This is a genomic window from Collinsella sp. TM04-29, assembly GCF_003466565.1.
Lineage (GTDB): Bacteria > Actinomycetota > Coriobacteriia > Coriobacteriales > Coriobacteriaceae > Collinsella.
In genome coordinates, this window is sequence record NZ_QSPW01000008.1 from 1 (window position 1) to 25533 (window position 25533).

A 25533-nucleotide genomic window follows, 5' to 3' on the forward strand; every position below is an offset into this window, starting at 1 on the left:
CTCTTCCGGAACCGCACCTCGCGGCCCGCGGGACCCAGCGCTCATGCGCGGTCCGGGCACGAGGATGCCCCCGAGTCGACTCCTCCTATGCGCCATGCGGCCCCCAGGGCACGTAGATGAGACCCAGGACACCGTAACGGTGGGCGCCGCCCACCGGTCAGCGGCCAGAGCATGGGGGGCACGCCCGGTCCCGTTCCGAACCCGGAAGCTAAGCCCCATCGCGCCGAGAGTACTGCGGGGCCAGCCCGTGGGAGGCCAGGGCGCCGCTGACCGGTGGACGGCACCGAGCCGTCATCGAACTTAGAAGGGGGGAGGCCTCGCGGCCTCCCCCTTTTTGCGTTAACACTTCAAAATATAGTCTCATTTCACCTGTAACCCGGTTGGACTTACGGGTGATGAGCTTTTATTTAAAGACAATACATCGAATCACAAGGGCAACCGCTATGACCACAATGATCAAAAGCAGGAATTGGAGTCGATGCTGTTTGCGTCGTTTACTTGATGAAACGAAGATCGTTTTCCCTTGTTTTGGCGTTTCGAGATAACGAGCCGAATGCGTTAAGGTTTGCTTGGGTCGAGGACCTCTTTGCTGCCGAGTTATGCGCGTTTCCGTCGGGTCGTCATTGATTGCGCTGTTTTTTGATAACGGTGCATCTTTCAGATATACGGGATCGCCCGATGCGACGCCCATATGCTTACGTCCCGTTTGGGTATCCTCGAGCGTTTGATATCGATTTCTCGTCACATACTCGGGCTCTGGATCATTAATGGGCTCTTGCGAGATGTGAGGGCGATGGAACCGTGGCGGCTGCGTGGAAGTATCTTCCCCCTGTGTCGGCATAAACATATTGTTTTGGTTTTGGTCGTCCATGATGCCCTTTAGCTCGTTACCAACAACGTGTACGCGCTCATTGTAAGCCCCTTGCTATTTGTAGCTGTGGACATACTCGTTATTTAAGCTCTGGTTCAAAGAACCTTAACCTTCCAAAAACCTGAGTCATATACACTTAGATATGCTTATGGTGCCTGACTCAAAAAACTTTATAGTCGGTGTATATATGAGCACCGGGTGGGCATATATAAGAGCGTCAAAAGAAGTCCCAGTCACCTAGAAGATGACTCGGCAGTCCTATAAAGGAGTGGTAAACATGGCAAGCATGGTTCCTTATCGTTCGGTTTTTGGCGTTCGTCCCTCTGCTAGCTCGCTGTTCGATCTGTTTGATGATATGAGTGACCTAGCGAACAGCTCGATTGCCTCAAAGGCGTTCCCCGTTGACGTTGAGGATAAGGGCGATGGCTATGAGGTCAAGGCTTATCTGACCGGCGTTGCCAAGGACGATATCGATGTCGAGCTTAACGAGGGCCGCCTGTCCATTAGCGTGAATGTCGAGGAAGACGAGGAGAACGAGGGCAAGAACTTCCTGCAGAAGGAGTTCAGTTCGTACAGCGCAACGCGTGGCGTGTATCTAAAGGACGCTTCGAGCGAGGGCCTCTCGGCTAAGTACGCTGACGGCATCCTTACCGTTACGGTTCCCAAGATCGTCGAGAAGAAGAACGTTACGAAGATTTCCATCGACTAACTTCGTTGGTGTTCTTCGCTATTAAAAGACAACAAAAGGGACTGGGAAGCGATTCCCGGCCCCTTTTGCTGTCTAGAACAGTCTATTGAATGGTTGCTGGCCGATGCTGGCTTGCGGGGCGTATCGAGAGTTTTCGCGATCCTTGGAGAAGGGTGGCGGAGCTGTCAACCTCGTCATCCAAGGTTGCGGCTAGAGCTTTGGCATAGCTTTTGACGGTAAGGCTCGGGCGATTGTTATCTTGGCTGATATGCATGGCAATGAGCTGTTCGGTGCGATCGGTAACGAGTTCGCGCGCGGCTTCGGCGGCTTGGTCGTTGGAGAGGTGCCCCCTTGCAGACAGGATGCGCTCCTGAAGAAAGCGGGGATATTCTCCCTCGCGCAGCATGGTCACATCGTGGTTGCTTTCGAGCGCGAGGACTCGACAATCTTTGAGGGTGTTCATGGCTTGGCTCGATAGCTCTCCGGTGTCGGTGGCAAAGCCGATAGAATCATCGAGGGTGTCGAATCGATAGCCGACTGGATTGATGACATCGTGTGATGTTGAGTAGGTTTGCACGTGGATGCCGGCAATGGATAGGGTGTCACCGGGATCGAACTCCTCGACAGACAGATACGAAAGATTTTCTTTGCTCGAAAGTGTGCCCCTGCTGGCATAGAGGGGGCCGTGCCAGTGCTTGCACCAGACATCGAGACCTTTGATGTGGTCGCTGTGCTCATGAGTGATGAGAAGAGCCGAGACGTTGACTGCCGAGAGCCCCAGTTCTGCCATGCGCTTTAATGTCTCGCGGCGAGAAAGACCGTCGTCAATCATGATGAGCCCTCGGGGGCCTTCGATGAGCGCGCAGTTGCCTTTTGAGCCGCTGCCAAGGATATGAAGGTGCAGAAGAGACATAATATTCCAAAGGATACAATGGGTGCGAACGAATAGAGGAGGAAGCAAATGCCAACGGTATCTCAGCATTATGGACACCATGCTGCATCGTGGGCTGATGATAGGGCCCTGGCAACGCGGCAGACGGCTGCCCCCGTGGTGCTCATGGTATCAGGTGGTGCGGACTCGACGGCATTGCTCCTTATGGCATGCACATCAAAGTTGGATATTCTGGATGGGCGTGGTGTGGCCCCCATCGCGCGCGAGCGACTGTACGTGCTGCATGTGAACCATCATCTGCGCGGCGAGGCATCCGATGGCGACGAGGCCTTTGTGCGCGGCCTATGCGCACAATATGGCTTGCCGCTGTGTGTTGAGCATGCCTATTTTGATGATGAATCGGGCAATATCGAGGCGGCTGCCCGCGAGGTGCGCTATGCCGCGGCGCGGAGGTATGTTCGCGAGCTCTGCGCCCAGACGGGGGCACCGCGAACGGCGGCTCGTATCTGCACTGCGCACACGTCTTCGGATCGCGCTGAAACGTTTTTGATGAACGCGATTAAGGGTTCGGGGCCCGCTGGCCTATCGAGCATTCCTCGCCGGAGGAATATCGTGGTGCGTCCCCTGCTCGACCTGACTCATGATGAGCTCGTGGGCTATTTGCAGGTGCATGGTCAGCCGTGGCGAGAGGACGAGAGCAACGAGGACGTGTCGTACTTGCGTAACTATGTGCGCCATCGAGTGATGCCGGTGGTGGCGCAGCGCAACGCGAGTGTCTGTAAGACGATTGGCGCCGCCTGCGAGATCTTGGGCGATGAGGACGCCTTTCTTTCCCAGCTTTCCGCACAGGCGTTTCGAAGCTGCCTGCGTAAGGAGGCGGCGGGTGCACTGGTTCTTGACGCTCGCCGACTGGCCGCGGCCGAGGTGGTGATTGCTCGGCGCATGGTGCGACTGGCAATTAAGCGTATCGACCCCGACGCTCGCCCGGAGATGCGGCATGTGGAGCGCGTGCTCGCCTGTGTCGCCGAAGGCTCGGGTTCGGTCACGCTGCCGGCGGGAATCGATGCGCGCGTGGAGTTTGGCATGCTGTCATTCAAGGCTCCGGCGGCGCGCGAGGGGTTAGTTGCCGATTGGGTCACCATTCCCGGTCGATTGCCGCTGGGGGCGGGCCGCGTTCTGGTGGCAGAGCCGATGGCCGTCGAGCCGGGGTGTGATATTGTGCGCCGTGCCCGCGAACTCGCGGGTGCCGGAGGGGCGGCCGCGATGGTGGATGCTGCGACGCTGGGCTTTGCCGATCGCGATAGCGAACGGATGCTCGCCGGCTCGTGCGGGGAGATTCCCGCCGAGGCGCGTTTGGCGCGTCTGTGGGTAGACGGTCCCGCGCCGGGGGATGTGATGTGTCCGTTGGGCATGAGTGGGCGAAGTAAGAAGGTATCCGACCTGCTCAACGAGGCTCGTATTCCCGTTTCTGAGCGCGCAGGCGTTCCTGTGGTGAGAACGGCTCCGGGAGGTGCCGTGGTATGGGTCGCAGGCGTTCGCACGGACGAGCGTTTTAAATGCACGGCCGCAACGCGCGTGGCATATCTGCTTCGTGTGGTCGATGCGGAGTAGCGTCCCACGCCAGCTATTCTGTGCGACGTTGACGGTATTCCCGCGCTGATGGCGTACGGGCTGGAAAATATACCCCGTGCGCTGCTAGAATGTGAAGTTCGCGTCCATACGGCGGTGTGTGGGCGATAAGCACAAGAAAGGGTTGTCATGGCTTCTCAACATCCGGATATCGAGAAGGTTCTGTTTACGCAGGAGGATATCGACGGTATCGTCTCTCGCCTAGGCGAGCAGATTACTCGCGACTACGCGGGTAAGGATCTGGTGCTGATTGCGGTCCTGCGCGGCGCCGTGGTCTTTATGGGCGACCTGATGCGCAAGATCGAGCTGCCGACCAACATCGATTTCATGGCTGTTTCGAGCTATGGCGACGGTGTGAAGTCCTCGGGTATCGTGCGTATCATTAAGGACCTGGATATCGACATCCGCGGTCGCGACGTGCTGATCGTCGAGGACATTCTGGACTCGGGCCTGACGCTCAAGTACCTGATGAAGAACCTCGAGAGCCGCAAGCCCGCTTCTCTGGAGGTTGCCGCCTTCCTGTGGAAGGACGTTGAGGACCGTACCTCGGCCGTCACGCCCAAGTATGTTGGAACCCATTGCCCCGATGCCTTTGTGGTGGGCTACGGCCTCGACTATGCCGAGCGCTATCGCAACCTTCCGTATCTGGGCATTTTGAAACCGGAGGTTTATTCGTAAGATGCCCGACGACCGTAACGATAACAATTCCCAGACTCCCCGGGAACCTAAGATCCCGGGGATGCCCGGAGGCAAGAAGCCCACGCGTACGGGCTGGCTGTATTTTATTTTGGCTTGCGCGCTTCTGGGCTATGCCTTCTTTAACATGGGCTCCGGCTTTGCCAATTCCAGCAATACCGTAAAGCTCGCGACGAGCGAGATGGTCAACGCCATTAAGCAGGATCGCGTCGAAGATTTGACCTATACGGTTCAAGACGGAAGCGTGGCGGGTCATTACTGGAAGACAAAAAAGGACAAGGGCGATACGAGCGAGCTCAAAAGCTTCTCCTCGACCTATGTCGGCTCCGATTCGCTTGCCGAGCTTATGGCGGAGCACCCCGATACCAAGTACATCGTCAACACCAACGATCCCGATTTTTGGGGCGACCTGGCGATGAGCGTGCTACCGACGATTGCCCTGATTGCCATCATGTTCTACTTTATGCGCCAGATGATGGGTGCCAACAACAGGAACATGCAGTTTGGCAAGACCAACGCCAAGACCAACGAGGCCACGCGCCCCAAGGTTAAGTTCGAGGACGTTGCCGGCGTGGACGAGGCGGTCGAGGAGCTCGAGGAGATCCGTGACTTTTTGAGCGATCCGGATCGCTATCGCAAGCTGGGCGCCAAGATCCCGCGTGGCGTGTTGCTGGTGGGCCCTCCGGGCACCGGTAAAACGCTGCTGGCCAAGGCCGTTGCCGGCGAGGCGGGCGTGCCGTTCTTTAGCATCTCGGGTTCCGACTTTGTCGAGATGTTCGTGGGTGTCGGCGCCAGCCGCGTGCGTGACCTCTTTAAGGAGGCCAAGTCCCAGGCCCCGTCGATCATCTTTATCGACGAGATCGATGCCGTGGGACGTCAGCGCGGAGCCGGTCTGGGCGGCGGTCACGACGAGCGCGAGCAGACGCTCAACCAGCTGCTGGTCGAGATGGACGGTTTTGAGGAAAGCGAGTCGGTCATCCTGATCGCCGCGACCAACCGTCCTGATATCCTGGATCCGGCATTGCTGCGTCCCGGTCGTTTTGACCGTCAGGTTACGGTCGACCGTCCGGATGTGAAGGGCCGCGAGCAGATCTTGCGCGTGCATGCCGAGAACAAGCCGATGGACGAGGACGTGAAGTTTGAGAAGCTCGCCCAGATGACCGTTGGCTTCACCGGCGCCGATCTGGCAAATCTGCTCAACGAGTCTGCGCTGCTGGCTGCCCGCCGCCATCGTTCCGTGATCTCGATGGACGAGGTCGAGGAGTCGATGGAGCGCGTGATTGCCGGTCCGCAGCGCAAGGGTCGTGTGATGACCGAAGCCGAGCGCACCACGATTGCCTACCACGAGAGCGGTCACGCCCTGGTGGGCCACATCCTGGAGCATTCCGATCCGGTTCATAAGATTTCGATTGTCAGCCGCGGCCAGGCTCTGGGCTACACGCTGCAGCTTCCGCAGGAGGATCACTTCCTTAAGACCAAGAACGAGATGCTCGACGAGCTCGCCGTGTTCTTGGGCGGTCGCGTTGCCGAGGAACTCATGTGCGACGACATCACGTCGGGCGCGAGCAACGATCTGGAGCGCGCGACCAAGATGGCGCGCGAGATGGTCACGCGCCTGGGCATGAGCGAGGAGCTTGGAACGCAGGTGTTTGGTGAGGCGCAGCATCAAGTATTCCTGGGCCGCGATTACGCCGATCACCAGGATTACTCCGAGGAGACGGCGCGCCGCATCGATATCGAGGTTCAGCGCATTATGCGCGAGGCCCATCGCCGTGCGGTCGAGATCCTGGATGCCCGCTGCGATCAGCTCGATCTGATGGCGAAGGTGCTGCTTGAGCGCGAGACCGTCGAGGGCGACGCCGTGAACGCCCTGCTCGACAACGAGTGGGACGCCTACCTTGAGCGCGAGGGCGATATCCTGGCTGCCAAGGAGGAGCGCAATGCCAAGGCGGCCGGCATGCCGACCAAGAAGCGCACGCCTCGCATGAGCGAGGAGGAGCTGGCGGCCGATGCCGCGGCTTTTGCGCAGGCGGCCATGCAGGAGGATGCCGAAGCCGCATCCGATGATGCTGGCGATGGCGATGCCGTCAATGCCGGTGCCGACACCGACGACGACAAATAGTCTTTGTGGCGAAAGCCTCTGCGGGGAAACCTGCGGAGGCTTTTTCTTCATTGATTGGGGACAGACTTAAATGAGCGTTTTCACGCATTTAAGTCTGTCCCCAATCAACATTGCTGCGGCGCTTTGCCCGACTAAAGCGTACAATAGCGCCTATGCGAAAGGGGAACAGATGATCAACGAAACTATGTATGCTCGCGGTGCGGAAAGCTCCATCATCCGTGAGATTTTTAGCTATGGCCTTGAGCGCAAGGCGCAAATCGGCGCGGAAAACGTGTTCGATTTTTCGCTGGGCAACCCGAGCGTTCCTGCTCCCGCTGCCGTCGCGGAGTCCATCAAAAAGGCGCTTGAACTGCCGAGTGACCAGCTGCACGGTTATACGCCCGCTCCGGGCCTGCCGCAATGTCGAGCCGCCGTGGCTGAGTCGCTTAACCGTCGATTCGGTACGAGCTATGAGGGCAAAGATGTCTTTATGACCGTGGGCGCGGCGGCTTCGCTCACCTGCACGCTCAATGCCGTTACGAACCCGGGTGGCGAGGTCATTGTTATCGCCCCGTACTTCCCGGAGTATCGCGTGTGGATTGAGAAGGCCGGCTGTACGTGTGTCGAGGCGCTCGCCGATGAAGATACGTTCCAGCTGAGCGTGGATAACGTGCTCAAGGCGATTACCGACAAGACAGCTGCCGTCATTATCGACTCACCGAATAACCCGACGGGCGCCGTGTATACGCGCGATACCCTGACGCGACTGGCCAATGTTTTACGCGAGGTCAACGCCAAGCGCGATCCCGAGAATCCGATCATGCTTATCTCGGATGAGCCGTATCGCGAGATTGTCTATGGCGCCGAGGTGCCTTGGGTGCCTTCGATCTACGAGCACACCATCGTGTGTTACTCGTATTCCAAGTCGCTTTCGCTACCGGGCGAGCGCGTCGGGTGGATCCTGGTTCCCAATACGAATCCTCAGGCAGCTCGTCTAATGCCCGCCGTTGCCGGTGCCGCCCGTACGCTGGGCTTCGTGTGCGCTCCGGCGCTCTTCCAGCGCGTGATTATCGATTGCATCGATGAACCGAGCGATGTCGAGGCCTATGCACGGAACCGCACGGCGCTCACCGATGCATTGGCGGAGTACGGCTACACCTATGTTGAGCCGGACGGTGCTTTCTACCTGTGGGTGAAGGCGCTCGAGCCCGATGCAAATGCATTTTGCGAGCGCGCGAAGAAGTACGAGCTGCTCGCGGTTCCCTCGGACAGCTTTGGTATGCCGGGCTGGTTCCGCCTTGGCTATTGTGTGAGTTACGAGACGATTATCAATTCGCTACCTGCCTGGAAGCAGCTGGCAGACGAGTATCGTTAAAAGCAAAGCGCTCTGCCTGTAATGTTTTACGTGAAACGGGGTTTGGTGTTAAACCGAACCCCGTTGTCATGTACGTTGTGTCGTTGGGATGGAGCGGTTTTACGACTATCGGAGGCTATGCGTACAATGAATATACGCGACGGCCATGCCGGATAAGGAGATCCGATGCCCTACCTGCTTTCCTGTGATATCCATACTCATACGATGTTCTCTGCGCATGCATATTCGACCATTGAGGAGAATGTGTACTGGGCGGCAGAGCGTGGCCTGCAGGTGCTCGGATCTGCCGACCATCTGAGCTCTATGGTTTCACCTTGCCCCAATGACCTGCGCAGTTACCAGTTCTTTATTAACCAGGATATCTGGCCGCGCATTTGGAGCGGCGTACTGGTGCTTCGCGGCGCCGAGGCCGATATCGTTTCGCTGGACGGCAGCTTGTTTGGCGAGGACATTCCCGTTTCGCTCGATATCGCCGGCGATTCGTATAGTCGTGAGCATTCGCTGTTCGATTTGGTTACGCGCAATTTGGATTATTTGGTTGCGAGTGTGCATAATCCGCAGCTCGCTGAAGGCGCGACGCTCGCCCAGACGACCGAGATGTATATCAATGCTCTGGAGCACCCCAAAGTGTTTATGCTGGGTCACACGGGTCGCTCGGGTGTTTCCTTTGATATCGATGAGGTGTTGTTGGCGGCAAAGGCCAAACACAAGATTATCGAGATTAACAACCATAGTCTTGAGCATGGTACCGATGCCGAGCATTGGGGCGCTTGCCGCAAGATTGCCGAGCGCTGCGCCGAACTGGGCGTGGGGATTGGCGTCTCGACCGACGCGCACATTGGTATGGCAATTGGCAAGCTCGACCAGGCGCGCAAGATGCTCGATGAGATTCACTTCCCGCTGGACCTGATCGTGACGCGCGATCGCGAGACGCTGCTGCGCGAGATGGCGGCAGCCGGCGTGTGTGACCTGCGCAAGAGCATGTAACGGGCTCATCTGCCCAACGAGAGGGGGCGGTCCAGACGGGCCGTCCCCTTCTTGTCCCAAAAATCTACCGGTGTTGGTTAGCGGCGCTCGAGGACCGCGACGGTCTCGGTGTGGTCGGTGTGAGGGAACATGTCGACCGGCGTGATCTTGAGCAGGCGATAACCTCCGTCGAGGAGCTGGTGTAGGTCGCGCTCTTGGGTCACGGGGTTGCAGCTGATATAGGTGATGCGGCGCGGCTTGAGTGCGCAAGCGGCTTCGAGAAACTCTGGTGTGGAGCCGGCGCGTGGCGGGTCGATGGAGAGAACGTCAACGCGCTCGTTGTTATCGGCGGCGTCCAGGATGTAATCGGTGGCGTCGTCGGCCATAAACCAAGCGCTGCGGGTGAGGCCGTTGAGCTCGGCATTGCGACGTGCGTCGGCAATGCCCGCCGGGTTGCGCTCCACGCCGAGCAGCATAATGCCGACGCCCCTGTCCTGAGCATCCTTCGCGGCGCACAGACCGATGGTGCCGCTGCCGCAGTAGGCATCCATAAGCACATCGCCCTGGCGCAGGTCCATGCCTTCGATGGCGAGCCGGTAGAGCAGTTCGGTCTGCTGCGGGTTGGTCTGGTAGAACGCGGTGGGGGAGATGTCGAACTCGCAGCCGAGCAGCTGGTCGCGCATGCACTCGGCGCCATAGACGATACGAGTCTCCTCACCCAAGATGGCGTTACCGGGACGGCCATTGATATTTTGGGCAACGGTGACGATATGCGGATCGAGTGCCGCGACGGTCTCAAAGAACTCCTGTGCATGCGGTAAGTCACGCTGGGCGGTCACGAGCGTAACCATGACCTGGTCGGTACGCCAACCGCAGCGGACGACGGCATAGCGAAGCAAACCAAGATGCTTGTCCTCATTAAAGGCGGGAATATGCAGCCGCTCAGCTTCGCGCGCGATGCCGTTGAGAATCTGACGGGCACCTGGCGCCTCGACAGGACACTCGGGTACGGCAACGATCTTGTGCGTGCCGCGCTCAAAGAAACCGCAACGGACAGCGCCCTCCTTGCCGGGAGCAAAGGGAGTGGCAGCCTTATGACGAAAGCCACGCGGCGCAGGATATTTACCCGGGTCGCCCAAGGTGACACCCATACCACGAATGGGATCGACAGCAATACCCTCGCGCTCGCAGAGCTCGGCAAACAGCTCTTCCATAGCAGCCTGCTTGGCCGCCAGCTGCTTCTTATAAGGACGATTGATCGCCGTGCATCCACCACAAGCCCGCATGATGGAACAAGGCGACTTGGGATCCACGGCCTTTCGCGCAGGCGAAACCGAATCTTTATGTGGGCGCTTGGTGCGAGTCTGAGATGCCTTGTCCTCGCTCCGACGAGAGCCGGGACGCTTGGCCTTAGCCTTACCCTTCGCATCCTGAGACGACTTGGATTTCTTAGAAGATTTTTTCTCCTCCGACCCTTCAGTCGCTTCGATCAAAGCACGACGAGCCCTACGCTCCGCACGAGATTCTGCCATGAATTAACCCCACTAATTTACAAATTGAAATCTGAAAGCATTGTACCGTGCCAAGCTAGCGGACGATATGCAAGCACCCATTTCATGTTAGTGATAAGCCCAACGACGTTTGCCCGCCGGGTGCCGGGGCTGGGGTTAAGTTTGTCGCGAGTTCCGCACGAACAGGAGAGCACTTAATGTGCTCTCCGTCGTGAGCAGGACTGTAGAGCAGCAAACTTAACCCCTGCCCCGGCACCCGGCGGGCAAATCCTCCCTTGTACTCTATCAAGGTAAAGTGTATGATGCTGAACGTTACATGATTCACTTTACTTAACTAAAGTGCCATCAAGGGGGAATACCATGAATACCGATATGTCTCGTCGTCAGTTTGTTGGTCTAGCCGGCTCGCTTGCCACGGTGCTTGGCCTTGGTCTCGTCGGCTGCGGCGGTGGTGCCGGCAAGGGCTCCGCTGCTGGCTCTGCCGCGGGCAAGGATGTGAAGGGCGCTGCGGAGTCCAAGAAGCTCGTCGTGGGCTTTGACAAGTCCTATCCTCCGTATGGCTTTGTGGGCGACGATGGCGAGTACACCGGCTTTGACCTCGACCTTGCCAAGGCCGTTGCCGATAAGCAAGGCTGGGAGGTCAAATACGAGGCTATCGACTGGGATGCCAAGGACACGCTGCTCAACTCGGGTGCCATCAACTGCATCTGGAACGGCTTTACCATGGAGGGCCGCGAGGACGACTACACGTTCTCCGAGTCTTACATGCTCAACGAGCAGGTGCTCGTGGTCAAGAAGGACGCGGGTATCAAGAGCTGGGACGATCTTGCCGGCAAGACCGTGATTACCCAGACTGATTCCGCCGCACAGGACGTGCTCGAGGGCGACCAGAAGGATCTGGCCGCGACGTTTGCCACGCTCGATACCATCGGTGAGTACAACACGGCGTTTATGCAGCTCGAGAGTGGTGCAGTCGATGCCGTTGCCTGTGACCTCTCGATCGCTCAGTATCAGCTTGCCGCCAAGCCCGATGCCTATACGCAGCTCGACAAGCCGTTGTCCAGCGAGCACTACGCCGTTGGCTTTAAGAAGGGCGACACCAAGTCCGCCGATGCCGTGACCGAGTCGCTCAAGGCGCTCTATGAGGACGGCACGGTCAAGGACCTGTGCGATAAGTACGCAAGCTATGGTCTATCCTTCGACAACTGGGTTCTCAAATAGCGGCTTTCCCAGGCACCCGATTTTGCCGTTCAAACCGTCGCTTGCGTACATTTAGTACGCGGCACTCCTCTTTCACGGCAAACTCGGGCACCTGAAAAACCCGCTTTAGCATTGGGTTCGCTGTTCCGTTACTGTGAAAGAGAGCTTGGGTTGTCTATTCAGGTCATGATGCAGATGCTTGGCCAGGGATTCTTGGTCAGTTTGCAGCTGTTTGTGCTGACGCTGCTGGGGTCGATTCCGCTGGGAATCCCCGTGGCGTTTATGCGCATGAGCAAAATTGCGCCGCTCCGCTGGATTGCGCGCATCTACATTTCGGTGATGCGCGGTACGCCGCTCATGTTGCAGATGTTTGCCATCTACTTTGCCCCGTACTACGTGTTTGGCATTTCGCTCACGCCCGATTCCAAGTGGACGGCGTGCGTCGTGGCGTTCATCATCAACTATGCCGGCTACTTTGCCGAGATCTATCGCTCGGGCCTGCAGTCCATTCCGCGCGGTCAATACGAGGCTGCCGAGGTGCTGGGCTACTCGCGCATGCAGACGTTTCTGTATATCGTGATGCCGCAGGTCGCCAAGCGCATTTTGCCGGCGATGGGCAACGAGATTATCACGCTGGTCAAGGATACGTCGCTGGCATTTGCCATTGGCGTGGGCGAGATGTTCTCGACGGCCAAGGCGCTGGTCGCCTCGCAGGTGAGCATGGTGCCGTTTGCAATTGCGGCGCTGATTTACTGGGTCTTTAACTTCGTCGTCGAGATGCTGCTGGGCGCTGCCGAAAAGCGACTTGACTACTACCACGACTAGCCTGTTCCGTCGTGCTTTTCAAACACATGGAGGTTCCCGTGTCCGGAACGGTAATGAATATAGCGAACGCACGCAAGGCGTTTGGCGGCAATGAGGTGCTCAAGGATATCTCGCTCGAGGTAAAGCGTGGCGAGGTCGTGGCGATTATCGGGCCTTCGGGCGGCGGTAAGTCCACGCTTCTGCGCTGTGCCACGCTGCTCGAGACGCTCGATGGTGGCTCGCTCTCGTTTGGCGACCTTGCCGTCGCGACGGATGCGGGTTCGGGCGCGGTGTACGCAAAGGGCGATGTACCTAAACAGGCGCGCTCGCGGTTTGGTCTGGTGTTTCAGAACTACAATCTGTTCCCACACTATACCGTGATGAAAAACATCACCGATGCACCGATCCGCGTGCTTAAGCGCCCGCGTGAGCAGGTGGAGGCCCGCGCACACGAGCTTATTGCACAGATGGGACTTACGGGTAACGAGAACAAGGTGCCCTGCGAGCTTTCGGGCGGTCAGCAGCAGCGCGTGAGTATTGCCCGCGCCTTGGCACTCGACCCGGAAATCTTGTTCTTTGACGAGCCGACCTCGGCGCTCGATCCCGAGCTAACGGCCGAGGTGCTGCGCGTCATTAAGGACCTCGCTGCGCAGAATATGACGATGGTGATCGTGACACACGCGATGCAGTTTGCCCGCGACGTTGCCGACCGCGTGGTCTTTATGGACGGCGGCCGCATTGTCGAAGAGGGTTCTGCCGAGCAGGTCATCGACCATCCACGCGAGCAGCGCACCCGTGAGTTCTTGAGCCGTATCGAGGGATAGGCTCAGGTATTTACTCAACCATTAATTGAGGCGAAGCCGCCGCAGGTCTTACGGTCTGTGGCGGCTTTTTGTTTGCATCGACGGGGTTCAATAAACGCCTCACATGCTTGTCTCTTCCTCTCGCCGCCTGTATTCATACGTGCGCCGAAAGGTATGCATGGACAGCCGCCCGTGAGGGTAGGGTGGTGGCATAGGACATTTGGAGGGTGAGTCGGCTCGGCTGCCGACCATGCTGCTCCCGGGACGGCACCGACCGCGAACCCTCCCCGTTGGCGTCGCGCATTGCGCGCGGCCCTGCAAGGAGGTCATCATGGGTGCTCCCAAGACCGGTAACGTAAGGAACGTGGTGCTCGTAGGCCAAGGCGGGGTGGGCAAGACTTCACTCGCCGAGGCCATGCTCCACCTTTCCGGCAAGACCGCCCGCCTGGGCGGCCACGACGGCACCAAGCCCACGCTCGACTATGACCCTGAAGAGGTCAAGCGTTCATTCTCCATCTCGACGACCATCGCGCCGATCGACTGGAAGGGCGCCCGCATCAACGTGCTCGATGCCCCGTGCTATCCCGATTTTATCGGCGACGCCTATGCCGCGATGAGCGTCTGCGAGACGGCTCTGTTTGTTGTCGACGCCGAGGCCGGCCCGCAGCCTACGACGGTTAAGCTCTGGTATGCCGCCGAGGACCTGCGCCTGGCGCGCGCGGTGTTCGTAAACCGTCTGTCGCGTTCCGAGGCCAGCTTTGCGACCACGATGGACCTGCTGCAGGAGCGCTTTGGTACGCGTCTGGGCGCCGTGACCCTTCCCTGGGGCGAGGGCGAGGACTTTGACGGCATTATCGACCTGGTGCGCATGAAGGCGCGCCATTGCAACGGCGCTGAAGCCGTTGAGTCGGAGATCCCCGAGGAGTATCGTGCCCAGGCCGAGGAGGCCCATGACCATCTGTGCGAGTTGGTGGCCGAGGCCGACGACGAACTGATGATGAAATACCTGGAAGGCGAGGAGACACTGACGCAGGAAGAGCTCGAGGGCCTGCTGTCGAAGGCGATTGCCGAGCGCATTTTTGTGCCGGTCTTTGCGGGCGATTGCATTAAGGAGCAGGGCGTCAACTCGCTGATGGACGACATCGCCACGTACTTCCCGGCGCCGACCGACTACGGCGAGATGCCGCTCATCGACGGCGACTCGCTCAAGATCTCGAGTGACGATGACCGTCCGGTGGCATTTGTGTTTAAGACCCTGGCCGATCCGCAACAGGGTCGCATCAGCTTTATCAAGGTGCTGACGGGCACGCTTGAGCCGGGCCTTGAGCTGATCAATGCGCGCACGCGCAAGGGCGAGCGTCTGGCTCACCTGTATGTGATGTGCGGTCGTGACATGACTGAGGTCGGCCACGCCTATGCCGGCGATATCATCGTGGCGCCCAAACTGGCTGCCGATACGGGCGACACGCTCTCGATTACCGGTAAGGTCGAGGCTGCGGCGTTTAAGTTCCCCAACTCGCAGTACCGTATTGCCATCGAGGCCGAGAATCGCGGCGACGAAGAGAAGCTCTACACGTTTATCGAGAAGGCCTGCAAGGCCGATCCGACCATGAGTATCGACCGCGACGAGGAGACCGGGCAGACCATCATCTCGGCGGTGGGCGAGGCGCAGGTTTCGGTGCTGCTCAACCGTTTGGAGGACCGTACCAAGGTTGTGGCAAAGAGCGTGCCGATCCGCATTCCGTATCGCGAGACCATCCGCCGCACGGCAAGCGCCCAGGGTCGCCACAAGAAGCAGACCGGCGGCGCCGGTCAGTACGGCGACTGCTGGCTGCGCGTGGAGCCGCTCATTGGGCCCGACGGCACGAGCGACGGCTATGAGTTTGTTGACGAGGTCGTGGGCGGCCGCATCCCGCGCTCGCTCATCCCCGCCGTGGACAAGGGTGTCCAGGAGACCATGAAGGACGGCATCATCGCTGGCTACCCGCTCACGGGCATTCGCGTGGCTGTGTACGACGGCTCGTATCACAGCGTCGACTCCAACGAGATGGCGTTCCGCGCGGCGGCTCGCATCGGCCTGCGCAAGGCGTGTGCCGATGCCGACCCGGTGGTGCTGGAGCCCATCGAGGAAATTACGGTGACTATCCCCGAGAGCTATGCCGGCGCCGTGATGGGCGACATCTCGGCCTCGCGCGGTCGCGTGACGGGTATGGAGACCGACGAGCGCGGCGATACCGTGGTCATTGCCCAGGCCCCGCTGGCCGAGCTGACGGATTACTCGACGCGTCTGCGCTCTATTACGCGCGGCACGGGCGACTTTACCATGGAGCCCGCAGGCTATGAGCAGGTGCCTTATGACGTGCAGGCCAAGCTGGTCGAGCGCTATGAGGAGGGCCGCGCTAAGTAGCGTGTGGCTTTGTCTGCAATGTAGGTGCTGACGAAAAGGCCGCCCTGGGTAACCGGGGCGGCCTTATTTGATCCCTTGGGGACGGAGGAAAACGGATCATTTTTTGGGTTACGGGCGGCGCGGTCGGCACTAGTCTCCGGATGCCTGGTTGCGGCCGGTGGCGTAGTCGATCTGCACGTGCGGCTGCAGGTTGTAGCAGTACACGTGGAAGCACAGGGTTTTGCCGTGGTCTTCGATCGATTGTGCTTCCAGACGAATGCCACGACAGACGAGCTCCTCCTCGTTGTACATAGGCGTGACGCGATAGAGCACGTGGTTGCCCGTGTCGCGGACGTAGTCGAGGATCTGCTCTTCAAACGGCAGCATGCCCGTCTCGTTGAGATAGCGCGTGCCGGTGAGGAGATTCTTGCGGTTGGCGTTTTCGCCGCAGAGTGACCAGGCGATGAGGTGGCAGCGGTTGTAGAGGCTCTGGCCTGGAATAAAGTCGTAGCGCTGCTGGTGCCAACCGGTAGGATGGATACGCGAGATATCGCCGCGCTTGCCCTGACCGAGCGATTCGGGGCCCACGCAGGCGAGCGCCTTGCGAGTGCGGCCCAGGCTGTCGAGCTTGGAGAATTTCTTAAAGCAGCCCTCTTCGGTGGCACGATCGTATTCATCGAGTGTGAATGACGGCGTGCCGAGCGGATGCGTGCCGTCGGCGCGGAGGGCAACGTAGGGGTTGCCGGCGTAGTCGGGAATGCTGCTGAGATATACACCGCGGGCGCGGTTGAGGTCGGGGTTTTCGACCTCGTCGATGGGGGTGGCGACGCTGTCCGCGGAAGCGTCATCGGTGTCGCTTGCGGCGGAATCGGGGCCATCGCCAGAGTCTTGGCTATTTTGAGAGTCCTCGGAGCTCGCTGTTCCCGATTCGAGCCGGGCGACCAAGTCCGCTTCGTCGTCGGTACGGCTGGGACTCTCGTTTTGCTTCTCGGCCAGAGCCGCTGCCTGCTCATCGCTTTGCGGTGATAACAGCTTGGGCGCTCCGTCGAGCGACCCTGTGAACAGCGCAAACCCCAGCACCACGGCGGTGCCGATGGAAAGTGCTTGCTTGTAGGCGGACTTGCGCGACATTGAGGCTCCTGGATGGACGGTTGGGAATCTACCAGTCTAGCAGGAGCCGGCAGAGGCCGTTCTGTCGAACAAATACTTAAGATTTGGGACAAACGCTACTGGTTCATTTGCTTCATATTTGACGTATGGCTAGATCGAGGTGGAGTCGAGCCAGTTGAGCTTGCACTCGAGAATGCGCTGCTCGCCGGGTTGGCTGCTGCCATCAAGCAAGGCGAGCAGCATCTCGGCCGCCTCCCTGCCTTCCTGGTCGACGGGCTCGATGATCGTGGAGACGGTCGGCGTGGTGAGGTTGGTCCAGTCTTCGCAGTTGAGTCCCAAAAGACCTATTTGCTGCGGAAGTAGATGGGCCATGGGTTGGAGGGCCTTGTAGACACGGGGAAGCGCCCATTGGTTTTGTACGAAGATGAGCGTGCGCTTGGCGGGGTTGAACTTGTATTTAAAGTATTCGGTGAGCTCGTTGATCGACGGCTTGTTGTGATCGATGGGGATGGCTTTGTAGAGCTGCCCATTCGCGGCCAATGCCTCGGCATATCCCTGAAAACGTTCCATGCGAGTGCGCATTTCGGTCATGTTGGCGGCGATGGAAAAGAAGTCTTCGTAGCCGGCGTCGAGAAGCGCCTGCGTGGCATTGTACACGCCGTCGTAGAGGTTGGTTTTGATCCAGCTGGTGCCTGGGCTGTAGATGGCCGCGTCAAAAAAGACGACGGGCTTGTCGGCGCGCTTGATGCGGTCGTGGACTGCCTTGAAATTTGCCGTGGGCTGGATGATAAAACCATCGACGCCCAGTGAGAGCATTTTGTCGACATACATGAGCTCGGTCTCGGGGTTAAAGTTGCTCGTACAAACGACCGTCTGGTAGCCCGCGGGGAGCATGACCTGCTCCATGCCGTTGAGGACGAGGCCCGCCCATTTGTTGGTGTTATCCAAGATGATGATGGCGATGACGTGGGTCTGCTTGCCGGTGAGCGTTTGCGCTTGGGCGTTGGGAACGTATCCGAGTTCCTTGATGACGCGCGCAATCTTTGCCTGCGTCTTCTCGCTAAGCTTTTCTCGTTTGTCGTTGAGGTAATACGAGACGCTTGCCGTCGAGGTTCCCGCCTCTCGAGCGACGTCTGCGATCGTAACGCGCTGTTTTGCCACAGCGACTCCTTCCGACAGATGAGCATTTTCCAACATGATGACTTTGAGTCTTGGTGAGGGATGCGCTTTGGTGAGCGACTTTTTCCTTTCATATGAGTATGCAACAAATGCGGTATATGGGTGGGGTCGAAATTTGTGACCGGCATGCGCATCTGCCGTCTACCGAGAAAATCAAATACTTCTTGACTTTTGAAATCGAGGGTAAAATCGCAGGATTCATTTTTAGTTAAACGCATAACTAAATAGCGTAACCAACGCTCTGACCTGCGCGTTTACCGAAATAAACTGGCATTAAGAAAAACGAGCACCTATATTGGTCTTGTCGAAAAGACAGCAAGTCCAAACGGCAGGGGATGCTCCGGAGGCCTCCGCAAACGGTGTCTTGCGCACGCAACTCTATGAAAAGAGGGAAGCAATGAAGATCGTAGGCGTTGCCGCCTGTACCGTGGGTATCGCCCACACGTATATGGCCCAGAAGGCGATTCAGGATGAATGCGCCGCTCGTGGCATCGAGTGCAAAGTCGAGGCTCAGGGTGGTCTGGGTATCGAGAATGAGCTCACGCAGGAAGACGTTGATTCCGCCGACCTGGTGCTCGAGTCCGTCGACGTGGGTGTCGAGAACGAGGACCGTTTTGAGCAAAAGATGGCTGAGGGCAAGTTCCTCAAGGTCGGCACCTCGGATGTAATCGCCGATCCGGTAAAGATTATCGACCAGGCTGTCGAGATCATCAAGGCGACGGGCGGTGCCGTTGACGCGTCCAAGGCCGAGGCCAAGGCAGAGAAGAAGGCCGTCTCCGCTGCCCCGCAGGCCCCGACACCGGCGTCCAAGCAGTCCATCTTTGCCGATCCTGGCAAGACGCTGCTCAATGCATTCAATACCGGTGTTTCCTATTTTATCCCCATCGTCGTTATCGGTGGCGTGTTCCTCGCCTTCTCGTTGGCATCCGGTACTGCCGGTGCTAGCGGTATGGAGGTCACCAACCCGTTGATGGTGAGTCTTAACACTATCGGCATGGCCGGCATCTCTATGATGATTCCGGTGCTTGCGGCATACATCGCCTACTCGATGGCCGGTAAGCCCGCACTTGCCCCCGGCTTCGTCTTGGGCTACTTGGTTAACAACGCCGTCGTCACCCCGAGCGGCAACAGCGTTTCGACCGGCTTCTTGGGCGCCATGATCATGGCTGTCATCTGCGGTTACTTTGTCCGCTGGATGAAGACCTGGAAGGTCAACAACACCATCCAGACCATCATGCCCATTCTGATCATCCCGATTCTGACCTCGCTCGTCCTGGGCATGGCTTACATCTACATCCTGGCCACGCCGCTTGGCTTTGTGATGGATTGGCTCACCAGCGTGCTCGGCAGCCTGCAGGGCGGCTCCGCCGTCGTCCTGGGCCTGGTCATTGGCGTTATGACCGCTTTCGATATGGGTGGCCCCATCAACAAGACCGCTTCGACCTTTACCATGGCCATCATGGCCTCCGGCATCTACGGCCCCAACGGTATGTTCCGCGTCGCCGTCGCCATTCCCCCGATTGCTTGCGGCCTCGCTGCGCTCATCGCCAAGAACAAGTTCGATGACGCTGACCGTCAGATGGGCATCTCTGCGCTGTTCATGGGCTGCATCGGTATTACCGAGGGCGCTATTCCCTTCGCGGTCAAGGATCTTGGCCACACCCTGCCCGGCATTTGCATCGGCTCTGCCGTGGGCGCGGCGCTTGCCGCCTTCCAGGGCATCGACTGCTATGTTCCGCATGGTGGCTTTATTGTCGCCCTGGCCACCAACAACGTCGCGCTGTTCTGCCTGGACATCGTGATTGGCTCCTTGGTCGCCGCTGCAATCCTGATTGCCATGAAGCCCACGCTCGATAAGCAGGCCAAGTAAACCTTTAAGGACTCCGGTTGTGCGGAGGGATGGATTTGACTCCGCACAACCGCCCCTACACAACAAAATCCATCCGCACTGATAGGGCCCACATCTGGGTCCCAGGGAACTTTTGTCAAAAATCCTCTGGAGAAGGAGAACAAAATGTCCAACCTCACCATCCGCCAGGCCGTTCAGGGCATGCTCAAGCTGCAGGACAGCGGCGATCACGCAACCATGGTCGGCATTGGCCCCATGAGCCCCAACCTGATTCAGGCCGTGTTCGAGCTTGCCAAGGACGAGGATTTCCCGCCCATGTTTATCGCTAGCCGCAACCAGGTCGATATGGACGAGATGGGCGCCGGCTACGTCAACGGTTGGGACCAGACGCGCTTTGCCGCCGACATTAAGAAGGTTGCCGACGAGGTGGGCTATACCGGTCCGTACTACCTGTGCCGCGATCACGGCGGTCCGTGGCAGCGCGACGAGGAGCGTAACGCCCACCTGCCCGAGGACGAGGCCATGGAGCTCGCCCGCAAGTCCTTTGTCGCCGACATGGAGGCAGGCTTTGACCTGCTGATGGTCGACCCCACCAAGGACCCCTATCAGATCGGCAAGGTTATTCCGCTCGACGTGGTGCTTCGCCGCACGATCGATCTTATCGACTATCTTGAGCAGTACCGTCGCGAGCATAACCTGCCCGAGGTTGCCTATGAGGTCGGTACCGAGGAGACCAATGGCGGCCTGACCTCCACCGACAAGTACGAGGAGTTCATTTCTCAGCTGCAGCCCGAGCTCGAGAAGCGCGGCTGCCCCATGCCCACCTTTATCGTCGGCCAGACCGGTACGCTCACCCGTTGGACCGAGCAGGTCGGTCATTACAACTTTAAGAATGCCCGCGAGCTCGCCGACATGGCCAAGCGCTACGGCGTGGGCCTGAAGGAGCACAACGCCGACTACCTGGACGACGCGACGCTGCTCGAGCACATCCCGGCACACGTGACCGCTTCCAATGTCGCCCCTCAGTACGGCACCGAGGAGACCCGCGCTTACCTCAAGCTCTGCGCTACCGAGCAGATTCTGGTCGACAACGGCCTGTGCGACGATCCCTCCGATCTGTATCACACGCTGCTGGTCAAGGCCATCAAGACCGAGCGCTGGCGCAAGTGGATGACCGGCGACGATGTCAACCTGCAGGTTGACGACATTCTGGCCGACGACGAGCTCAGCCTGAAGATTCTGGATGTCTCCGGCCACTACGCGTTCAACGATCCCGAGGTCAAGGAGCAGGTCGAGAAGCTCTATCGCAACCTCGCTGCCCAGGACATTGACGGCAAGCGCTTTGTGATCGAGCACATCAAGCGCCCGATCAAGCAGTACGTCGTCGGTCTTAACCTCAAGGGCGTCACGAGCCGCATCGAGAAGGCTCTCTAAGTAGCTTTTCCTACACGACGCCGGGCCTGGGGCATGTCCCAGCTGCAGGCCCGGCACATAGGACAAAGGGACATCCCCTTTGTCCTATTTTTTGAGTTTTGGATTCCTTAGAAGGAGTTTGCACCATGAAGTTCTTTATCGATACCGCCAACCTTGACGAGATCGCCGAGGCCAAGAGCTGGGGCTGCCTTGCCGGCGTCACCACCAACCCGTCCCTGTACGCCAAGACCGGCGGCAAGCTCGCCGACTTTGAGCCCCATATGCTCAAGATTGCCGAGCTCTGCGAGGGCCTGCCCGTGTCTGCTGAGTCCACCGCGACCACTGCCGAGGGCATGATCGAGGAGGGCAAGCGTCTTGCCGCCCTGGCTCCCAACATCGTGGTCAAGCTTCCCGTGTGCGAGGCCGGCCTCGCCGCCTGCCGCACCCTGGCCGATGCGGGCGTGCGCGTCAACATGACGCTTGTTTTCTCGCCGACGCAGGCCCTCATGGCCGCCAACGCCGGTGCCCGCTACATCAGCCCGTTTGTCGGCCGCTTTGACGACATCGCCGAGGACGGCATCTCGCAGCTCGACAATGTCGTGACATGCATCAAGAACTATGACTGGACCGGCAAGAACGTCGACGACACCGTCGAGATCATCACCGCTTCGGTCCGCACGCCCAACCACGTGACCCAGGCGGCTCTTCTTGGTGCCGACATCGCGACCGTGCCCATGGCCGCTCTCAAGAAGTGCCTGCATCACCCGCTGACCGACCAGGGCCTCGCCTCTTTTGAGGCTGACTGGCAGAAGGTCGTCGCTCAGGCTTAACGACTGGGTTGCCCTCGGCATCGCGCCATCCGGTGCCGGGGTTGTTCTCAAGAGAGGAATTCGTATGACCAACCAGGAGCTGGCGAAGGTCGCCAATGAGGTCAGGAAGGGTGTCGTGACTGCGGTTCACGCGGCCAAGTCGGGACATCCGGGTGGATCGCTCGGTGCAGCCGACATCATGACGTATCTGTACTTTGAGGAAATGAATATCGATCCTGCCGACCCTCACAAGGCCGATCGCGACCGCTTTGTGCTCTCCAAGGGTCACGCGGCGCCGGGCCTGTATTCGGTGTTGGCAAATCGCGGCTATTTTCCCGTCGAAGAGCTCGAGACGCTCCGCCATATTGGCAGCCGACTGCAGGGCCATCCCAACATGAACGATACCCCAGGCATCGATATGTCCACCGGCTCGCTCGGTCAGGGCATCTCTGCTGCAGTTGGAATGGCGCTTGCCGCTAAGCACTGGGGCGACAGCTACCGTGTCTACACGTTGCTGGGCGACGGTGAGTGCGAGGAAGGCCAGGTGTGGGAGGCGGCTATGTTTGCCGGCAACCATGCGCTCGACAATCTTGTTGCCGTCGTCGACCACAACGGCTTGCAGATTGACGGCACGATCGATGAAGTCAACTCGGCCATGCCGCTTGCCGACAAGTTCCGCGCCTTTAAGTGGCATGTGATAGAGCTAGCCGATGGCAACGACATGGCGCAGATTGAGGCGGCTTTCGCCGAAGCTCGCGAGGTGACCGGCGCGCCCGTCGCTATCATCGCCGAGACGGTGAAGGGCAAAGGCGTCTCCTTTATGGAGAACCAGGTTGGCTGGCATGGCAAGGCGCCCAATGACGAGCAGTTTGAGCAGGCCATGGCCGAGCTCGCGGCAGCAGGAGAGGAACTCTAATGGCAGAGGTCAAAAAAGTCGCCACGCGCGTAAGCTACGGCGAGGCACTCGTCGAGCTGGGCAATGAGCACGATGACTTTGTAGTGCTCGATGCCGACCTGGCTGCCGCTACGCAGACGGGTAAGTTTAAGACTGCCCATCCTGAGCGCTTTTACGATGCCGGCATCGCCGAGAGCAACCTGATGGGTCTTGCCGCCGGCATCGCGACCACGGGCCGCGTTGCTTTTGCGAGCACCTTTGCGATGTTTGCCGCCGGTCGCGCCTACGAGCAGGTCCGCAATTCCATTGGCTACCCGCACCTCAACGTCAAGATTGGCGCCACCCATGCCGGCATTTCGGTGGGCGAGGACGGCGCCACGCACCAGTGCTGCGAGGATATCGCACTCATGCGTACGATTCCGGGTATGACGGTGGTCGTTCCCGCCGACGATGTCGAGGCCCGCGCCTGTGTGCGCGCCGCCTATGAGTTTGAGGGGCCGGTCTACATGCGCTTCGGCCGCCTGGCAACACCGGTCATCAACGATCACGAGGACTACGAGTTCAAGATCGGCCGCGGTGTTGTTGTACGGGAGGGCTCTGATGTCACGATCGTCGCGTGCGGTCTCATGGTCGCTGAGGCACTCGCTGCTGCCGAGGCGCTCGCTGCCGACGGCATCGATGCTGAGGTCATCAACATGCATACGATCAAACCGCTCGATGAGCGTTTGGTGGTTGCCAGCGCCAAGAAGACCGGTCGCGTGGTCACCGCCGAGGAGCATTCGATTATCGGTGGTCTTGGCGAGGCCGTTGCCTCGGTGCTCGCGGAGCAGCATCCAGTGCCGATGCGTCGCGTCGGCGTGCGCGATGTGTACGGCGAGTCCGGCCCTGCGGTCGATTTGCTGCATAAGTACGGTTTGGACGCCGACGGCATCGAAGCTGCGGTCAGGTCCGTGTTGTAAGGAAGGCTTTCCATGGGGTTTGTATCTGCCAACCAAGTGACGATTGGCTACGCCGCCGCCTCGCGCGAGGACGCGCTGCATTATCTGTCCGAGCAGGCTGTTGAGCTTGGTTTTGCCGATGACGCGTCTGCTGTAGAGGCGGCTTTTATTGCTCGCGAAAACGAGGCCGAGACTGGCCTCGTCGCCGGTTTTGCCGTTCCGCATGCCAAGAGCGATGCGATCCATACGCCGGGCGTGGCCGTGCTCAAGCTGTCCGAGCCTGTTGAGTGGCCGAGCTTTGATGGCGTGCCCGTCGATGTGGCGCTCGCGCTGTACGTGCCCGCCGGCGAAGCGGGAACCACGCACCTGCGTCTGCTCTCCAAGGCCGCCGTGATGCTGATGGATGCTGGCTTCCGTGACAGGGTGCGCGAAAGCACCGATCCTGTCGAGATTGCCGAGCTCATCAACGCCGGGCTCGAGGGCTAGAACGGGCTCTCCGTTCCATTAATCGATCCTTCTCCAAGGAAAAGGGCCGCGACGCTATAGGCGTCGCGGCCCTGTCTGCGTTTCCCCAGATAAAACCTGCCAAAATAAACCTGTCCCTTTTCAGCAGGTTGGCGCGATATGATATATACGTTATATACAAGTTGGAAAGTGTGGTAGAGTGGCGGCAATACAAGCCGGCGAAGGGGACCGATATGATCAAGGCTGTCATTTTTGACATGGACGGAACGCTGGTCGATACCGAGCGTTTGGACATGAGCGCATGGAAGGTGGGCGCTGCCGAGCTGGGGATTGCGATTGATGATGCGCTGGTCCATCAGTTTATCGGTCGCTCGATGCCTGATGTCAGGGACATCCTTGAGGAGCATTACGGCAGCCGCGAAATCGTCGAGACGGTCGAAGCCCACTACAGGGATGCTCTCGACGAGATGGTCAAGACCGATCTGGAGCTTAAGGCCGGCGCCGCCGAGTGCCTGGACGAACTGCTGGCTGCGGGCTATCACGTGGGTCTTGCGACGTCGTCGCGCCGCGTTGCGGCCGAGCGCAACCTAAAGACGGTCGGCCTCTTTGACAAGTTTGAGACGGTGACCTGTAACGAGGATACCCTGAACGGCAAGCCCGATCCCGAGATCTACCTGCTCGCCTGCGAGCGCGCGGGCTTTGCTCCCGAGGAATGCGCCGTGGTCGAGGATTCTCGCAACGGCTGCGTCTCGGGCATCACGGCCGGCTGCCATGTGTTTGCCGTCCCCGATATCGTGCCGCTGCCGCAGGACGTGGCGGATGGCTGCGAGGCCGTGCTCGATACGCTGTTCGATCTGACAGCGGCGGTCAAGGCCGTGCGCTAAAGGTATGCGCCGAGGTTGATGGCGGTAGCTTCGGCGTGGCCCCGCTTGCGTTTCCCCAGATAAAACCTG

Annotated in this window: 22 protein-coding genes and 1 rRNA gene; 18 read left to right on the plus strand and 5 right to left on the minus strand. The window is 59.2% G+C overall.

Features of this window, described 5'->3' with window-relative positions; translation table 11 throughout:
* The first annotated feature begins 156 nt into the window (after positions 1-156).
* Positions 157-272 (plus strand): 5S ribosomal RNA (rrf, locus tag DXD39_RS09765).
* A 131-nt stretch (positions 273-403) separates the two neighbouring features.
* Here the strand turns inward: rrf and DXD39_RS10105 are convergent.
* The gene (locus tag DXD39_RS10105) at positions 404-871 is read right to left on the minus strand and encodes a hypothetical protein (protein ID WP_147347924.1); all 468 of its coding nucleotides are present in this window, start codon (positions 869-871) and stop codon (positions 404-406) included.
* A 277-nt stretch (positions 872-1148) separates the two neighbouring features.
* On the opposite strand from DXD39_RS10105, the gene DXD39_RS09770 reads away from it, so the two are divergent.
* Positions 1149-1580 (plus strand): Hsp20/alpha crystallin family protein, encoded by a 432-nt coding sequence (locus DXD39_RS09770; protein WP_035138719.1) that lies wholly within the window; start codon positions 1149-1151, stop codon positions 1578-1580.
* Between the two features lie 82 nt (positions 1581-1662).
* On the opposite strand, the gene DXD39_RS09775 is transcribed toward DXD39_RS09770, so the two are convergent.
* Complete coding sequence (locus tag DXD39_RS09775; RefSeq protein WP_199572182.1) at positions 1663-2472, minus strand: MBL fold metallo-hydrolase; 810 nt, start codon at positions 2470-2472, stop codon at positions 1663-1665.
* Between the two features lie 48 nt (positions 2473-2520).
* On the opposite strand from DXD39_RS09775, the gene tilS reads away from it, so the two are divergent.
* The 5 genes from tilS to DXD39_RS09800 all read left to right on the plus strand — a co-directional run bounded on the left by tilS (position 2521) and on the right by DXD39_RS09800 (position 9239).
* A complete protein-coding gene (tilS, locus tag DXD39_RS09780) occupies positions 2521-4062 on the plus strand; it encodes a tRNA lysidine(34) synthetase TilS (protein ID WP_199572184.1) in 1542 nt (513 codons plus the stop codon).
* A gap of 147 nt (positions 4063-4209) precedes the next feature.
* Positions 4210-4758 carry a hypoxanthine phosphoribosyltransferase gene (gene hpt / locus DXD39_RS09785; RefSeq protein WP_055251779.1) on the plus strand — a complete coding sequence of 183 codons (549 nt, stop codon included), beginning with the start codon at positions 4210-4212 and terminating at the stop codon, positions 4756-4758.
* A gap of 1 nt (position 4759) precedes the next feature.
* Positions 4760-6898 (plus strand): ATP-dependent zinc metalloprotease FtsH, encoded by a 2139-nt coding sequence (gene ftsH, locus DXD39_RS09790; RefSeq protein ID WP_117803949.1) that lies wholly within the window; start codon positions 4760-4762, stop codon positions 6896-6898.
* Positions 6899-7067: 169 nt separating this feature from the next.
* A complete protein-coding gene (locus tag DXD39_RS09795; RefSeq protein ID WP_117803950.1) occupies positions 7068-8252 on the plus strand; it encodes a pyridoxal phosphate-dependent aminotransferase in 1185 nt (394 codons plus the stop codon).
* Positions 8253-8417: 165 nt separating this feature from the next.
* Positions 8418-9239 carry a PHP domain-containing protein gene (locus tag DXD39_RS09800; RefSeq protein ID WP_117803951.1) on the plus strand — a complete coding sequence of 274 codons (822 nt, stop codon included), beginning with the start codon at positions 8418-8420 and terminating at the stop codon, positions 9237-9239.
* A gap of 77 nt (positions 9240-9316) precedes the next feature.
* Here the strand turns inward: DXD39_RS09800 and rlmD are convergent, their stop codons facing one another.
* The gene (gene rlmD / locus DXD39_RS09805; protein ID WP_117803952.1) at positions 9317-10750 is read right to left on the minus strand and encodes a 23S rRNA (uracil(1939)-C(5))-methyltransferase RlmD; all 1434 of its coding nucleotides are present in this window, start codon (positions 10748-10750) and stop codon (positions 9317-9319) included.
* 339 nt (positions 10751-11089) lie between these two features.
* Between rlmD and DXD39_RS09810 the strand changes: the two genes are divergently transcribed.
* The 4 genes from DXD39_RS09810 to DXD39_RS09825 all read left to right on the plus strand — a co-directional run bounded on the left by DXD39_RS09810 (position 11090) and on the right by DXD39_RS09825 (position 15943).
* The gene (locus DXD39_RS09810; RefSeq protein ID WP_117803953.1) at positions 11090-11950 is read left to right on the plus strand and encodes a transporter substrate-binding domain-containing protein; all 861 of its coding nucleotides are present in this window, start codon (positions 11090-11092) and stop codon (positions 11948-11950) included.
* A 150-nt stretch (positions 11951-12100) separates the two neighbouring features.
* Entirely contained in the window at positions 12101-12754 is a 654-nt protein-coding gene (locus tag DXD39_RS09815) for an amino acid ABC transporter permease (protein ID WP_233540548.1), read from the plus strand.
* Positions 12755-12807: 53 nt separating this feature from the next.
* A complete protein-coding gene (locus DXD39_RS09820; protein ID WP_199572188.1) occupies positions 12808-13557 on the plus strand; it encodes an amino acid ABC transporter ATP-binding protein in 750 nt (249 codons plus the stop codon).
* A 310-nt stretch (positions 13558-13867) separates the two neighbouring features.
* Entirely contained in the window at positions 13868-15943 is a 2076-nt protein-coding gene (locus DXD39_RS09825; protein WP_117803955.1) for a translation factor GTPase family protein, read from the plus strand.
* 129 nt (positions 15944-16072) lie between these two features.
* Here the strand turns inward: DXD39_RS09825 and DXD39_RS09830 are convergent, their stop codons facing one another.
* The gene (locus DXD39_RS09830; protein ID WP_117803956.1) at positions 16073-17053 is read right to left on the minus strand and encodes a DNA/RNA non-specific endonuclease; all 981 of its coding nucleotides are present in this window, start codon (positions 17051-17053) and stop codon (positions 16073-16075) included.
* A gap of 129 nt (positions 17054-17182) precedes the next feature.
* The gene (locus tag DXD39_RS09835) at positions 17183-18193 is read right to left on the minus strand and encodes a LacI family DNA-binding transcriptional regulator (protein ID WP_233502874.1); all 1011 of its coding nucleotides are present in this window, start codon (positions 18191-18193) and stop codon (positions 17183-17185) included.
* 415 nt (positions 18194-18608) lie between these two features.
* Here DXD39_RS09835 and DXD39_RS09840 point away from each other — a divergent pair, with 415 nt between their 5' ends.
* The 7 genes from DXD39_RS09840 to DXD39_RS09870 all read left to right on the plus strand — a co-directional run bounded on the left by DXD39_RS09840 (position 18609) and on the right by DXD39_RS09870 (position 25464).
* A complete protein-coding gene (locus DXD39_RS09840) occupies positions 18609-20081 on the plus strand; it encodes a PTS fructose transporter subunit IIC (protein WP_117779441.1) in 1473 nt (490 codons plus the stop codon).
* 144 nt (positions 20082-20225) lie between these two features.
* A complete protein-coding gene (locus tag DXD39_RS09845; RefSeq protein ID WP_055251764.1) occupies positions 20226-21494 on the plus strand; it encodes a class II D-tagatose-bisphosphate aldolase non-catalytic subunit in 1269 nt (422 codons plus the stop codon).
* Positions 21495-21619: 125 nt separating this feature from the next.
* The gene (gene fsa / locus DXD39_RS09850; protein WP_117803957.1) at positions 21620-22303 is read left to right on the plus strand and encodes a fructose-6-phosphate aldolase; all 684 of its coding nucleotides are present in this window, start codon (positions 21620-21622) and stop codon (positions 22301-22303) included.
* 64 nt (positions 22304-22367) lie between these two features.
* Positions 22368-23198: a transketolase gene (locus DXD39_RS09855; protein WP_089573497.1), complete on the plus strand. Its 831-nt coding sequence runs from the start codon at positions 22368-22370 to the stop codon at positions 23196-23198.
* Positions 23198-24136, plus strand: coding sequence for a transketolase family protein (locus tag DXD39_RS09860; protein WP_117582935.1), 939 nt, complete (start codon positions 23198-23200; stop codon positions 24134-24136). Before DXD39_RS09855 ends, DXD39_RS09860 begins: the two co-directional genes overlap by 1 nt.
* Before the next feature lie 12 nt (positions 24137-24148).
* Positions 24149-24601: a PTS sugar transporter subunit IIA gene (locus DXD39_RS09865; RefSeq protein WP_089573499.1), complete on the plus strand. Its 453-nt coding sequence runs from the start codon at positions 24149-24151 to the stop codon at positions 24599-24601.
* A 212-nt stretch (positions 24602-24813) separates the two neighbouring features.
* Entirely contained in the window at positions 24814-25464 is a 651-nt protein-coding gene (locus DXD39_RS09870) for an HAD family phosphatase (RefSeq protein WP_117803958.1), read from the plus strand.
* The last annotated feature ends 69 nt before the right edge of the window (positions 25465-25533 follow it).

What these genes read in the sequence shown, in the direction of transcription:
- DXD39_RS10105 (WP_147347924.1), bottom strand. Translation starts at nt 871, where the DNA reads ATGGACGACCAAAACCAAAACAATATGTTTATGCCGACACAGGGGGAA.
- DXD39_RS09770 (WP_035138719.1), top strand. Translation starts at nt 1,149, where the DNA reads ATGGCAAGCATGGTTCCTTATCGTTCGGTTTTTGGCGTTCGTCCCTCT.
- DXD39_RS09775 (WP_199572182.1), bottom strand. Translation starts at nt 2,472, where the DNA reads ATGTCTCTTCTGCACCTTCATATCCTTGGCAGCGGCTCAAAAGGCAAC.
- tilS (WP_199572184.1), top strand. Translation starts at nt 2,521, where the DNA reads ATGCCAACGGTATCTCAGCATTATGGACACCATGCTGCATCGTGGGCT.
- hpt (WP_055251779.1), top strand. Translation starts at nt 4,210, where the DNA reads ATGGCTTCTCAACATCCGGATATCGAGAAGGTTCTGTTTACGCAGGAG.
- ftsH (WP_117803949.1), top strand. Translation starts at nt 4,760, where the DNA reads ATGCCCGACGACCGTAACGATAACAATTCCCAGACTCCCCGGGAACCT.
- DXD39_RS09795 (WP_117803950.1), top strand. Translation starts at nt 7,068, where the DNA reads ATGATCAACGAAACTATGTATGCTCGCGGTGCGGAAAGCTCCATCATC.
- DXD39_RS09800 (WP_117803951.1), top strand. Translation starts at nt 8,418, where the DNA reads ATGCCCTACCTGCTTTCCTGTGATATCCATACTCATACGATGTTCTCT.
- rlmD (WP_117803952.1), bottom strand. Translation starts at nt 10,750, where the DNA reads ATGGCAGAATCTCGTGCGGAGCGTAGGGCTCGTCGTGCTTTGATCGAA.
- DXD39_RS09810 (WP_117803953.1), top strand. Translation starts at nt 11,090, where the DNA reads ATGAATACCGATATGTCTCGTCGTCAGTTTGTTGGTCTAGCCGGCTCG.
- DXD39_RS09820 (WP_199572188.1), top strand. Translation starts at nt 12,808, where the DNA reads ATGAATATAGCGAACGCACGCAAGGCGTTTGGCGGCAATGAGGTGCTC.
- DXD39_RS09825 (WP_117803955.1), top strand. Translation starts at nt 13,868, where the DNA reads ATGGGTGCTCCCAAGACCGGTAACGTAAGGAACGTGGTGCTCGTAGGC.
- DXD39_RS09830 (WP_117803956.1), bottom strand. Translation starts at nt 17,053, where the DNA reads ATGTCGCGCAAGTCCGCCTACAAGCAAGCACTTTCCATCGGCACCGCC.
- DXD39_RS09840 (WP_117779441.1), top strand. Translation starts at nt 18,609, where the DNA reads ATGAAGATCGTAGGCGTTGCCGCCTGTACCGTGGGTATCGCCCACACG.
- DXD39_RS09845 (WP_055251764.1), top strand. Translation starts at nt 20,226, where the DNA reads ATGTCCAACCTCACCATCCGCCAGGCCGTTCAGGGCATGCTCAAGCTG.
- fsa (WP_117803957.1), top strand. Translation starts at nt 21,620, where the DNA reads ATGAAGTTCTTTATCGATACCGCCAACCTTGACGAGATCGCCGAGGCC.
- DXD39_RS09855 (WP_089573497.1), top strand. Translation starts at nt 22,368, where the DNA reads ATGACCAACCAGGAGCTGGCGAAGGTCGCCAATGAGGTCAGGAAGGGT.
- DXD39_RS09860 (WP_117582935.1), top strand. Translation starts at nt 23,198, where the DNA reads ATGGCAGAGGTCAAAAAAGTCGCCACGCGCGTAAGCTACGGCGAGGCA.
- DXD39_RS09865 (WP_089573499.1), top strand. Translation starts at nt 24,149, where the DNA reads ATGGGGTTTGTATCTGCCAACCAAGTGACGATTGGCTACGCCGCCGCC.
- DXD39_RS09870 (WP_117803958.1), top strand. Translation starts at nt 24,814, where the DNA reads ATGATCAAGGCTGTCATTTTTGACATGGACGGAACGCTGGTCGATACC.